The organism is Natronorubrum halalkaliphilum (genome assembly GCF_009834785.1).
In the GTDB taxonomy this organism is placed as follows: Archaea; Halobacteriota; Halobacteria; order Halobacteriales; family Natrialbaceae; genus Natronorubrum; species Natronorubrum halalkaliphilum.
Map to the genome: position 1 here is coordinate 1 of NZ_WUYX01000071.1, position 12,137 is coordinate 12,137.

Here is a 12,137-nt window from a genome sequence, read left to right on the forward strand (position 1 = left end):
TGACCCCTGCCGACAAAGCATATCTCCACCGTAGATCGCCCCCTACGAGATACTAACGAAATCAGCTGGGGCTAAACACGTACTTCTGGTTTATGTAACCAAAACCGCTCCAGCCACCATCCCTGATATAAATACTATTCTTGTCTATTAGTAAGATTTGGAAAATAAAGCGGACATAGGCCTTCTTCTCAAAGGAACTCTCCAAGATTTCTCTGGGTCGTAAGTTCTGTAGTACAGAAGCCGGCAATATCGTCTATCGATTCTATGCTCGTCTTATTTGCAACCTGACCAGCAAAATTCTCGAGATAGAGCCCTTTCAAAGCGACGACAATCGTTCCATGTTCCTTTGCCTGCTCAGTACGAGCTGGGATCGAAATGACGTTGGCGTACTGATCAGCGACTTCCTCTTGATTGAACGTCACACCGATCGTCTCTGTGGGGAGAACAGAGAGAGTTTCTGGGAGATCTATGGCTCGGTAGTAGTCGCTCCCAAGCGAGAAAAAGACGATATCGTACGACTCAGACGAAACCATGTTGCGAATTTGCTCTACTATCCCGAGAGACTCAGCTCGAGACTCGATTTCAGCTGCAGCCATATCCGCGAACGTAACGTTGTACGGCGGGAGTTCCTCGTTCTCTGCGACGAGACCGAATCCTGCGCTGATGAAGTGCCGATCCACACTATGTTCGTTGGCACGGAGTGAATCAACTGCGTTACTGACGTATTGCTGTTGTCGGCCAGCGTAGAGTTTGCGTGCTGGAACGCTAACTACATCTTCTCGACTTCGAAGCGCATCAAGGCTGGTATCATCGATCTCAGGTGCATCGAAAACGACGCTATCTCTGGGAGAGGATTTGCTGTTCGAACACTGGTCAATGATGAGCACCCTCATCATTAGAACTCCGACAGCCCCTTTTGAACCATGAACTTGGGCAAGAACTCGCTTTCATATCCGAGTCGCTCGAGAACGGCTGCTCGAAGCTCTGATGAATCCCGATACGATTCTATGGCACATCCTTTCTCTTCAACGGCTTCGATGATCTCCTGGTCAACGGTTCCATCAGGATCGTACAGGAACAGGTTTTGATAGCGCGTGCAGAATTCGCTAATAGATGTCGCCATCTCGTCTTCGTCGAGCGACACCGATGTTGGTGATTCGGACCACCACTCGTGCACGCCGTCAGCACTCACAGTGCCGATTTCTGCTACGGGTAGATCATGGACTTGCGACCAGAAGTCCGTCCGTTCCGTCAGGAGATATCCCTCCACAGTACTCCACGACTCGAGGGACTCAGAGTCTGGCGCAGCAACGAGCGTCTTCGGGAGTGCCTCTCGGAACTGATCGTAGAATCGTTTTGTGTTATGGAACCCGCGTCGCCGATTCCGGTTGTTCGCACGGAAGATTGCGACTTCGATTCCGTGCTCTTCGCAGATTCGACAGTCACACTCTCGCCACGGTTTCTCTCGAAGAAGCTTCCTGTACTCCTCGAGCAAGTTTTCGTCACCGATCCACGATGCATAATCTTCTACGAGGAGCCAGATCTGATTGAACGTAGCGACAGAACCTGACTCGTTCTCGAGCCGTTCGATCGATTCTGCCATTCTGGGGAACATCCCCTCGAAATGGTTGCAAGCAGTATCGATTAGCGATTGGTATTCATCAAAATCGAGCGGAGACTCGGGATCGTCGTCTCGAAGCAATTTGATTATTTTCTTTCGGAACGGGCGGCTGAAACTCGCCCGAAGTTCGCGACCGTGTTCGTAGTGATCTCGGAAATGTTCCTCGACGTCGCGTAGCAGATGGCGATTGTACTCTTCGTCGTGCCTGTGTTTTCTCAAATATGGAGCTAACTCATTGAGTGCTCGCTCCGCCTGAGCAGCCCACTCTCGAACCGCTTGTGAGATGGATTCACCCACATCGTATGCGCGAAGCGAGTGGAGGAGTTCTTGCCCACGAAGGGCAGTCTGGATCCGTTTCTCGAGTGGATCTCGATTAGATCCGAACCGAACACGAAGGGCATCATAGCGACGTTCACTATTGAGATGATAGTTGTCGCCGCCTGTCCAGGCTGATCGGAGCATACTCGCACTGTCGAAGCTTGTCATCCCTGTTCGGCCGACTGTTTCAAACGCATCAGTTTTTGCGAACCCGAAAACGTGGGTATCGACTCGCGTCTTGCAATCTCGTTCGTGTTCTTTTATGGAATTCCCGACGCCAGTGACGATATCTCGAATTCGGCTCGCATTGCTTCCGGCGACGCCACCGATCCCGACGTACTGGTATCCAAGGTCGAGCACCTGATTCGCTGCTCGAGCGTACGACATCGGATCCCACCCCTGGATCGCAGCCATCAGTCGGAAGGAGTAGTCGTTATCATCGTACAACTTCTTCATCTCCGTGGCATTGTCGAGAGTCAACTGATAACGGAACTCCGTATCGTCCTCTCGATAGACGGCTCGGGGATCGTCGCGGAGCCGCTCAATGATCGTTGCTGGCTTGCCTTCGAAGTCTTCCCGACTGAATGGTTCGACGGAAGAAATGTCGGTGATCGTCGAGTTGTAGTCCAAGACGTATTCCGGCCAGTCCGTTGGCCACTCATCAACCATGATATCGACATCGTCGGTTAACTCCTCAGGGAGGTCACTCGGTGTGAGCGGAGAGTCAGAGAACGCACGTTTATCGAGATAGAGGCGAGTTTCATGTCCGGATCCGAGGACGAGATGGTCGATTGTCACGCCGACGGAAACATCGAGGTCCTCGTAGAAAGCCAGCATCTCGTCGTTGTCATAGGGGGGAAATGGGAGTGATTTGTAGCCCCAGGCACCACAGTCACTGATCGTCGGGAGCCAGTTAGGAACGTCGAGCCCTGACTGTTCGCCGTACACACCGTAGGATGTGAGGCGATCAAACTTCGTTGGACTCTCTTCGACCTGTTCTCGAGAAATTAGGACACCGTCTATCGGTATCGTTTCGTAGTCGAAGATATCCCAGATATACTGTAGCTCACGCTCGTTTTTCCCGAGCTCGGAATGCTCGTCGTGCTCAAAATCATAGTGAGCGTCGACGTTGTCATCCCATTCAGGAACGTAGAATTTCATTCTAACACTTCAGGTATACTACTTCAGAGATGTATATCTATCCGAATACTGGCCGGAGGTTTTTATATCAAAATAGCACAAAGAGTAGACACCTCAAATGACTCGAAGTGAGGACATCAATCGATTCTATGGTCTGCTCGAGGACTTAGAACAGAACGTAGGAGGGAAACAGAAGCTCAAGGACTGCACTGGTTATATGGACTGGCCCGATCGTGGAGTCTACTTCTTTTTAGCTCCGAATGAAACCCGAGACTCGAGTGATCAGCGTCGAATTACCCGTATCGGAACTCACGCAGTCTCTGAGGGAAGCAAGGCATCACTCTGGAATCGGCTTCGAACACATCGAGGGGCAATGAGTGGGACGTACGAAGGGGGTGGAAATCATCGAGGCTCCGTCTTCCGAAAACGAGTTGGTGAGGCAATTATCGACCGCGATGGATATCAAGAGGAATATCCTGAATGGGGGAATGGCTCGAGCGCTGACCGAGAACTTCGACTCGAAGAACTCGAGATGGAACAGCAGGTAAGTGAGTATGTCCGAGAGCTGCCGTTTCTTTGGGTCAAGGTAGATGACGAGCCAGGTCCCGAGAGTGAACGAGTCTATCTCGAACGAAACGCGATCGCACTGCTCAGTAACTACCAGAAGACAGCGATCGACGCCCGTTCTGAGAGTTGGCTCGGAAAATACAGTCGAAGTGAGGAAATCCGTCGATCGGGACTCTGGAACATAAACCACGTTGAGGAGAACTATGATTCAGATTTCCTTGATCTATTTGAGCAGAAAATCGAAGAAACCAATTCTATCTAAGGCAATGGCCAAAGACCTCCCACTTGTTCTTCGAGGATTACGTAAACATAGGCCAACGATCTACCTGCAGCTGCTAAAAGTCAATCTTAGTTCCTAAATGATCGAGTCGGCTATAATCTAACGGTCAACATTTCTTCCAAGGGTGAAAATGAAGAGTGCAACAAGTAATGTGCCTAATAATGCCTGAAGACTTGCTAAATATTTCGGGTAGAGCCCAATTGCTGTGTAAGTGTTACTTCCTAATGTAGTGAAATTTGAAATACTGAAATATATGCTATGGAGAAATATTTCCAGTGTTTCTGGATCAAAACAGGTGCAGAACTGTAATTTATAGATATCTCCATCTTCACCCTCGATTCCGCCGGCAAAAGGATAAATAATCGCCCATCCGAGAATTACAATGGCAGAAGCTATGAGGATATTGCTCAGCCCTTCACCATGGCGAGTAAGCCACCTGTTTATTGTCGATATTATAAATTTTAAATGATTGTCGGCTTCTCTATAGTAGCTACGTTTAGACTCCTCCTTTCGTATATGATATTGGTGTGCCTGATCAGCTAGTGAGTTTGCCGAATAAAGGGATTCCAGTTGTCTATATGTCCAAGCAGCAGCTTGCAATCGATTAACATCTTCTTCGAAGTGTATCTTAGTATTCGGGTCGATTTCATATTTACATTTGAGACCAAAATTTGTTTCATTATTTATCCGTGAGTTGTCTAATATTACTTGATATAACAAAGAGAAACGTAAATTACTACCTCTAAGATCAGCCTGCCCTAAGTTCGCGTTCTCTAAATTCGCATTTTTAAATGTGGCATTTCTTGCATTGCATTTGGTTAAATTAGCAAATGGGAACTCTGCCTCCTCTAATTCGGCTGATTGGAGGTTTGCATTTTTGAGAACTGCTTCTTCAAAATCAACCCTTTGAAGTTTTGCTCGCTCAAAGCAGCATGCATCAAAAATAGTTCTTTTAAATGACGAATCATTTGCATTTACATCCTTCAAATTAGATCGGGTTGCGTCACCGTCCGTGAAACTAACGTTAGAAAGATCCGCATCTTCAAAATTTGTATCAACACAATTTGCTTTCGATAAAGTTGCCTCTGAGAAAGAAGCCTGTGTAACATCAGCATTATGTAAATTCGCATCCTCGAGATTAGAATGTGAAAGATTCGCTCCGGTTAGGTTAGTGTCAGTTAAATTCGTATATCGTAATTTGGCTCCAGAGAGATCTACCTCAGCCATATTATTCTTGGACAGGTTCCGATGAGTAAGACTCGAATTTGATAAATTCGCTTTTTCTAATCTAGCTCCAGAAAGATCTGTGTTTGATAGATTTAGACTAGATAAATTCGACCGTCTTAAATTAGAGTTAGAAATGTCTGCGTACTCAAGATTTCCACCTCTGAAATCAGTATCGTTTAATGTCGAATCAGATAGTTGTGATCTTGATAGGTTGGAATCTCTAAAATCTGCTTGGAGAAGATTCGCCGAAGAAAAATCAGATTCCTTTAAATTAGCATTACGGAAATCAACTCTTTGATGAACACTCTCAGAAAAAGTAGCTCCTACCGCTTGTGCATTTATAAAACTACAATCGGAGAATGAAATTTCATTTTCAAAATTCACTCCGTTTATGATTGCCCCATCAAGCCGTTCACCAGTTTCTGCTCGAGCATCTTTTAACTCATCAAGCGGCTTATCAGAAACGTCTGCATGCCAAATACAATATTCAGTCTCCTTCCATTCTGGTCTTTTACAATTGTATCCATCTACTTCTCCGGGTAGTTCTTCTTCTGTAATAGAATACGAACATTCATCGCAGCCGTTATTTTCTTCTAACATAGGGGAAAATCTTATTCTATGATTTCGAGGGTCTCCTTCACAGGTTTATGAAGATGATTTTCAATTATTACCTCAGCCACAATTTCGTTTGCCCGGGGATCATCTCGCTGGCGATTTTGTTCAATACCTTCTTCTAACTCATCTCTATCTAATAGAAGGACAATTTCAGTATGGTTTTTGGATATTATATACATTTGCCTTCTTAGTTCCTGATTGGCATTAGCTGGGGCGTGTATTGCTAACCGGTGGAATCGTTCTGCAAATTCAGGTGTTTTATTTTCTAGTCTAATATCGGTCATATCATCAAGGGTGTTTCTGTCATAAAACCCGTCTGCTTCTTCGATAGTTTGACTAACCTCTTGGTTCCAAGAATCCAAACTATAGTTAGGGCTATCCGATCTGTCTGTACTAACTATAGATTTTATTAGATCTTTCATTGTCACTCTATTTTTACCGGATCTGTGATAGAGGTTATGTTCCTGTATTTGGATATGTATCGTAGCTACAGAGACAGGTGCTAATCATCCGATTCGATTTTTGAATGTGATTTCCCATTTGGATGGGCTTAGTCCTACGGCCACAGACCCTAATGAATTACCAGTAGTTATAATATCAGGGCAACCATCTATCCTATTGGAGTTACACAATGAGTGACAAGTACGAAGAGGGCCGACAAGCCAGCCAAGAATGGGCGAGATTAGGCGAAGACACCGAGCGAGCGGACGTCTATTGCCACGAAGATCACAAAACAGAATGGAAGAAAGAAGCCAAACACGAGGGACAAAGCCTCAGTCGATACCTCTACGATCTCGTCCAAGAGGCTCGTGCTTATCGGGAAGGTGGTCTCCCTCTGATCGCATCAAAAGACGAGCGGGTCGAAGAACTGCAATCCCGCATCGAAGAGCTACAGGACGAACTCTCTCGAGCTCAAAAAGAACAATCCGGTGGAACACGGATCACAGTTGATGATCTCACAGAGGAAGTTCTAACCGACCAGTATCAAACACTCGACGAACTCCTAGAGGACGTCAAGGCAACTGAGGAGGTCTCTGATCACCTTCGTCGACGACTCGAGGAACGACTCTATTCTCTCGCAGAGGATGAGGAAGTCGAATTCCAGCGAGGACATGGCTGGCGGTTTTCAGAGGGTGAGTAAGATGTCTGCCGAACCCAACGAATCCAAGATCTACGAAAACAAGCATGGTGAGATCAACCGATTCATCAAACGAAAACGAGCCACCGGACGAAGCGAGAAAACGCTCAACTCGTATAGCCGCGTACTCCGTGAGTTCTTCCATGATCAATTTCCAGACCTCGAGCCCCAGGACGTCGAAGTTATTCATATTGAGGATTACGTCATGGCCCTCAATGAGCGTGACCTCACCCAGAACTCAGTAAAGAAATATCTCGAGGTCCTTTCGAGCTTCTACAGCTATGCGATGAAACGGCCGCACTTCGAGGGGATCACTGGTAACCCCGCTGCGGTGGTCATGGAAGAGATTCCACGAACATACCGCGACCGTCCCGACTGTGCGACGTGGCAGAGTGCCTGCAAAATCATCCAACATATGCCAGATCCTCGCGACAAGACCGTCGCGATCGTTCTTGCAAAGACTGGCTGTCGTCTTCTCGAAGGACTCTCGATTCGAGAAGAGGATCTGATGTTCGAAGAGGGGTTCATCAGGCTCCGGAATCGAAAAGGAGGGGGACAAACGGTAGTTCCCGTCGACGACGAGACGATCAACGCAATTAATCGGTACCAGTATATGATTCTCGATTCCGATTCTCCGTATCTTTTCACAAGCAACCAAGGGAATCGGATCTGCAAGGAGCGTATTCGTCGTGAGGTGAAACAAGCTGCAGACCGAGCTGGTGTGGCTCCTCTTGGGGAAACCAGATTTGAGAAGAAATTCACTCCACACACGTTCCGGACAGTATTCACGACCCTCATGCGGAACCAGGGGATGAAACAGCACATTCTAAAATACCTCCGAGGGGACGCCAAGACCGAGACAATGGACATCTATACCCGAGTCGATCGGGACCAGGCTCGAGAGGAATACATGAGCTGTATCAAGCGGATTGGGGTGTGAGATCTATGTCTGGAGCAGATAGCTTCCTCTCTTGGAGCTTCAGGATAATCGGTCAAGGAGTAAAAGCCGCTGTACTAGTCGTTGCACTGGTTGTTATCGGTATTCCCGTTCTGATGATAGCGGCACATACGATCATTCCCGTTCTCGTACTTCTCTTTCCAGTTTGGCTTGTCCGAAAGTATGGTCCCTTGCTAGTGATAAAATTTGTAAGAGTCTGTAGATCAATCACCCCAAATAGAGAGAATAGTGGGTGACAGAATGATTTCCGTTATCATTTACACTGATCCCTTTGATGGCCCTACCGAAGTTGCTCGAGTGACGATAGAAGGCGAGGTAATTAGAGATGGCCCAACTGCTGATAGAATACGAACTCGTCTCAAGGACGACTTAGACCCAATCAATAGGCATTGTACGGATGGACGAGATCTACTTCGGTACATCAAAGGCTCCTACTCAAGCGGCTACAAGATCGCACTCTACGATAGCGAGGACTCAGCAGAGATCATTGAGGGATTCTCTGATGAAGAGTACGAGGAATGGAACGAGTCAACTGAGTACGACACTTCCCTTTGAGATCTATAATTAGTAGCTGCTACTCCTCATTAGAACTCTAAGCGGGTTCTCGAGTTGATCGATTGATTGTATTCATCCATCTGGAAAAGCGTTCTCTGATTCAGTCAGTAGGACTCAACGGTAACTATTGATCCTCTCTTGCGGGAACTATGATTAAATCGAATACTCGAGCAGGATCAGACCGAGTTAGGGGGTTAACTCTCTGTTGTTACTGCCCGGAACTCTCACGCATTTTTAGATTTGAGATGATCCAATCTATTCGGCAAGCTTTCGGCTAACTCACTACGCCAAAGATTACGAGTGAGCCGTAACTGCGGACTCTTCGAGCCCAGGTCTGTTCCTCCTCGGGAGTATTATGATGGAATAGGCCAATTAGACAATTGGTGAGTCCGATGGCGCTCGTTTTCTTAGGACTGAACGATGAGCGGGAAGGATGGGAACGAATTGGTAAGGTCAACGACGGTGAGATAATTGAGGATCCTACTGGCGAACTCGAGGCAACTATCCAGGGTGTATACGATCTCGAGGACGAGGAGCGATTGAAGCGGATTTTCAATAACCACTACATCAATGCAGTCCCTGTCACTGAGGACGGTGGCAAAGAATGATCATTCTCTTCCAGATCTTTGATGGCGAGAACCGATATGATCTCGGAAAGATAGAAAATGGAAAAGTCACCGAAGAGATCGAAGACGGCTTCGAGGAATGGATTCGTTTTGAAACCAGCCTTCCTACTACACCAGATCTTGAAGACGAAGCGGGACTACTTCGAGCTTATGAAGGCCCTCATATTGTCGCTCAGATTGTAGACTAGAAGTGAGATCCAGTCTCCGATACAATAAATAATATAAATAAGGGGAATAGACAGCCGATAATTGAAGAATCACCTCACAAGCGTTCCTTTGTGTTCTCCCACCAATTTGAGATTTTGAAAGACTCTTAATCATCCACACCTACCGCCTATAAAAACAGATCACACACTCGTCATAGCCATAGAGACTATATTCAGAGTATTTGAATACTCATATCACATGAATCTTGATCACTACGACCAATACTGGAATGCGGTATCTTCCTCACCTAATAAGGAACGAGACCATCTAAAAAACAAGGGGTCAGGCGAGGCACTTGGGGCACAAACTGCGATGATCCAAAACAATCACTTAGGAAATCTGAAACGGTTATTTGATAAAGCAGGCGTTGATGATTGGACTGCCCATATTGATCATACCGCTACCTACAATTCTAATAAACAAAATATAATTGATACATATTCGGTTGACGGATTTGAAAAAGATAGGGAGAAGAAACTTGATCGCCTCGAAGCAGAGGAAGAGAAATTACGCGAAGAAGCACCTGACGACGTCCCAACAACATTAGATGAACAGCTCAGAAGAGGACAGAAAACCGAGATCAATGATGACGTTGAGGTGGAACATATTGGTAGTAGCATCAATAATAACTCAAATTCTAATGGTGAAGAAAAGAATGGTGTGTCAGTTGGCAATAATTATTCTGAGAAGGGAAACGATAAAATACAGTCTCAAGAAAACTCGAGTACTAAAGCTATCTCATTGTCAAAGGCCCGCTCTCGATGTCTCCAGGCGGTTGAAAAAGCGTATAACAGTGATCGTGTAATGCTGCTTGACGCCCTCCCTGGAATTGGTAAATCTTATTCAGCGATAGAAGCGGTATCAACAACCGATACGCCGATCACTATACTCACGTCTCGAGGCCGAAAGGGCAGATATGCTGAAATAAGATCTTGGTGTCAGAAGCATGGATTATCATCTAAAGTCCTACCCCGGGTTGACGACAAGTGTCCCTCATTCGCTGGAAAACATGGTCCCCCATTAGAACAGAAGCTTAAGGACTATCGGAATTTAGGGGTAACAGCATCAGACTTACACACTCATTGGGACCTTCCTTGCCAGAAGGGAAGCGGCTGTCCATACGAGTCCGAATGGGATTTCGAACCAGACGACTACGAAGTTATCATTGGACACTATACCCACGCATATGTCGAGATAATCGTCGAAAATAGAGTGGTTGTTATTGATGAAGCGCCATCAGACGCCTTCCTTACCGAATTTACAGACCCTCACACCACCATAACGAATTTTTTACAGCAAACAAGCAATATACCCTTCTCAAACTATCATAGACTACTTACCAACAGCGATAGCAAAAAGAAGGAATTAGCACTTAATTGGTTTAATCAAAAGGGTATAGGTCTGGGAAATTCTAAGCAAATTCTTGACAAAGACTCCGATAATTACCATATCCACACGCCACTACTGGTCTTAGGAACTCTCAAAGCTAATGATCTTGGTAATAACTGGAGTACCTCACCATTAGGGGGTGGGCAAGTGTTTTCCCACAACCAAAATTTAAATAAAATGTATGTTCTCGACCCACCTACTTTAGTTAATGCAAAAAACGTGGTCGCGCTGGATGGAGCACCTACACCACGTCTCTATGATCTAATGCTTGGGCTCAATTTTAATCATAAACAGCTACTCACGGATACTGAAAGAGAGAGATACATACGTCATACCCAAAATATAAAAATTATTCAGACAGAACTCAAAAGCATATACCCATATTCAAGTGGGAATCACGCTAATCTCGACCGTGATGAGGCACTTCTTCGAGAAGTAGCCAAAAGACACAGTTGCCAACCAGCTGTAATTACGTCGGACCGTGTTCTAAACAAGTTAAAAAGCAAAAATATCCCGATATCAGCGAACAGCACCTACTACGGAAATCTCAAAGGGTCGAATAAACTGGCTAACGAGGATGTCGGTGTGATTCTTGGTAGTCCTCACTATGGTGACCCATTTATCGAACGCTGGGCTGCTCTATTCGGTACAGAAGCTACGGGGAATGGTCAAGGCTTGACAAAATCATACGGAGCGTTTGGCGACGAAATCCTCCAACATATGCGAGAAAACGAGGTTCTGCAAGCAATCTTCCGGTTCGCTCGTGATGGCTCAGGATCCACTGTCTATGTGAATACTGCAGCAATTCCTTCTTGGCTTCCGAGAGAGATTGCTCTCGGTGTAGTACGAAAGCGGTCTACTATAGAACGAGACATCATTGAGGCGCTTTCAGATCTATGTGTTGCTTCTGGAGCAGATATCGCTAGGGAAACAGGACATAACAAGAATACTGTCCGATCTAATCTACGTAAGATCCAACAAGAAGGGCTAGTCCGTAAAACCGGGAAGAAGAAAGGGACTCAATGGCATGATGATGGCCTATCAGGTGCAAATACATGCGGTTTGGTCGACCTCAACAGCCTCACCGATCAGACCCATAATATATCTATAGGGGATATTGGCGATAAAATCGAGCATCAGCTAGAGCAGTACGGAGTTGACCAGCATGAACGAGACCGCCTATTAGGCGATGGAACGATGACCAACTGGCGAACTAATTGAAATTGATCCATCGAGAACCAATGAGAAGTATAGTGCTATGTCTCTATCATTCATCTTCTAATGCTGTTCTTGAGGCACATAACTGATCTACTCTTGGCTCGGGATCAAATCGATCTCTGTTCCGCTGATTACCATTTCCTCGTAATCGCTGCTCTCCGAAGAACTAAGCACTGATAGGGTCTCAAGATAGCTTCTTATTAGAACTGTGTATTTATTGACTGATAACTCATAGCTCAAGGTGATAGACAAATCCGTATTTGAAGAGCTCAAAGGAG

Annotated in this window: 12 protein-coding genes; 8 read left to right on the forward strand and 4 right to left on the reverse strand. The window is 46.0% G+C overall.

The window, feature by feature from the left end; translation table 11 throughout:
• Nucleotides 1-188: 188 nt before the first annotated feature.
• Together GS429_RS22005 and GS429_RS20610 are read right to left on the reverse strand one after the other, a co-directional pair.
• A complete protein-coding gene (locus tag GS429_RS22005; RefSeq protein ID WP_201294062.1) occupies nucleotides 189-896 on the reverse strand; it encodes a DUF6884 domain-containing protein in 708 nt (235 codons plus the stop codon).
• Nucleotides 896-3,100 carry a queuine tRNA-ribosyltransferase tRNA-guanine transglycosylase gene (locus GS429_RS20610; RefSeq protein ID WP_201294063.1) on the reverse strand — a complete coding sequence of 735 codons (2,205 nt, stop codon included), beginning with the start codon at nucleotides 3,098-3,100 and terminating at the stop codon, nucleotides 896-898. Before GS429_RS20610 ends, GS429_RS22005 begins: the two co-directional genes overlap by 1 nt.
• Nucleotides 3,101-3,197: 97 nt before the next feature.
• Here GS429_RS20610 and GS429_RS22735 point away from each other — a divergent pair, with 97 nt between their 5' ends.
• Nucleotides 3,198-3,908: a GIY-YIG domain-containing protein gene (locus tag GS429_RS22735; RefSeq protein ID WP_160067745.1), complete on the forward strand. Its 711-nt coding sequence runs from the start codon at nucleotides 3,198-3,200 to the stop codon at nucleotides 3,906-3,908.
• Between the two features lie 117 nt (nucleotides 3,909-4,025).
• On the opposite strand, the gene GS429_RS20620 is transcribed toward GS429_RS22735, so the two are convergent.
• Together GS429_RS20620 and GS429_RS20625 are read right to left on the reverse strand one after the other, a co-directional pair.
• Nucleotides 4,026-5,753 (reverse strand): pentapeptide repeat-containing protein, encoded by a 1,728-nt coding sequence (locus GS429_RS20620; protein ID WP_160067747.1) that lies wholly within the window; start codon nucleotides 5,751-5,753, stop codon nucleotides 4,026-4,028.
• A gap of 11 nt (nucleotides 5,754-5,764) precedes the next feature.
• Nucleotides 5,765-6,190, reverse strand: coding sequence for a hypothetical protein (locus GS429_RS20625; RefSeq protein ID WP_160067749.1), 426 nt, complete (start codon nucleotides 6,188-6,190; stop codon nucleotides 5,765-5,767).
• 209 nt (nucleotides 6,191-6,399) lie between these two features.
• Here GS429_RS20625 and GS429_RS20630 point away from each other — a divergent pair, with 209 nt between their 5' ends.
• The 7 genes from GS429_RS20630 (at nucleotide 6,400) to GS429_RS20660 (ending at nucleotide 11,862) form a co-directional block, all read left to right on the forward strand.
• The gene (locus tag GS429_RS20630) at nucleotides 6,400-6,909 is read left to right on the forward strand and encodes a hypothetical protein (RefSeq protein ID WP_160067751.1); all 510 of its coding nucleotides are present in this window, start codon (nucleotides 6,400-6,402) and stop codon (nucleotides 6,907-6,909) included.
• Nucleotide 6,910: 1 nt separating this feature from the next.
• Nucleotides 6,911-7,846: a tyrosine-type recombinase/integrase gene (locus GS429_RS20635; protein ID WP_160067753.1), complete on the forward strand. Its 936-nt coding sequence runs from the start codon at nucleotides 6,911-6,913 to the stop codon at nucleotides 7,844-7,846.
• A 5-nt stretch (nucleotides 7,847-7,851) separates the two neighbouring features.
• Nucleotides 7,852-8,100: a hypothetical protein gene (locus tag GS429_RS20640; protein WP_160067755.1), complete on the forward strand. Its 249-nt coding sequence runs from the start codon at nucleotides 7,852-7,854 to the stop codon at nucleotides 8,098-8,100.
• A 4-nt stretch (nucleotides 8,101-8,104) separates the two neighbouring features.
• Nucleotides 8,105-8,419, forward strand: a complete 315-nt coding sequence (locus tag GS429_RS20645; protein ID WP_160067757.1) for a hypothetical protein — start codon at nucleotides 8,105-8,107, stop codon at nucleotides 8,417-8,419.
• Between the two features lie 392 nt (nucleotides 8,420-8,811).
• Nucleotides 8,812-9,027: a hypothetical protein gene (locus GS429_RS20650; RefSeq protein ID WP_160068103.1), complete on the forward strand. Its 216-nt coding sequence runs from the start codon at nucleotides 8,812-8,814 to the stop codon at nucleotides 9,025-9,027.
• The gene (locus tag GS429_RS20655; RefSeq protein WP_160067759.1) at nucleotides 9,024-9,233 is read left to right on the forward strand and encodes a hypothetical protein; all 210 of its coding nucleotides are present in this window, start codon (nucleotides 9,024-9,026) and stop codon (nucleotides 9,231-9,233) included. Before GS429_RS20650 ends, GS429_RS20655 begins: the two co-directional genes overlap by 4 nt.
• A gap of 217 nt (nucleotides 9,234-9,450) precedes the next feature.
• Nucleotides 9,451-11,862 (forward strand): helix-turn-helix domain-containing protein, encoded by a 2,412-nt coding sequence (locus GS429_RS20660; RefSeq protein WP_160067761.1) that lies wholly within the window; start codon nucleotides 9,451-9,453, stop codon nucleotides 11,860-11,862.
• Nucleotides 11,863-12,137: the final 275 nt, after the last annotated feature.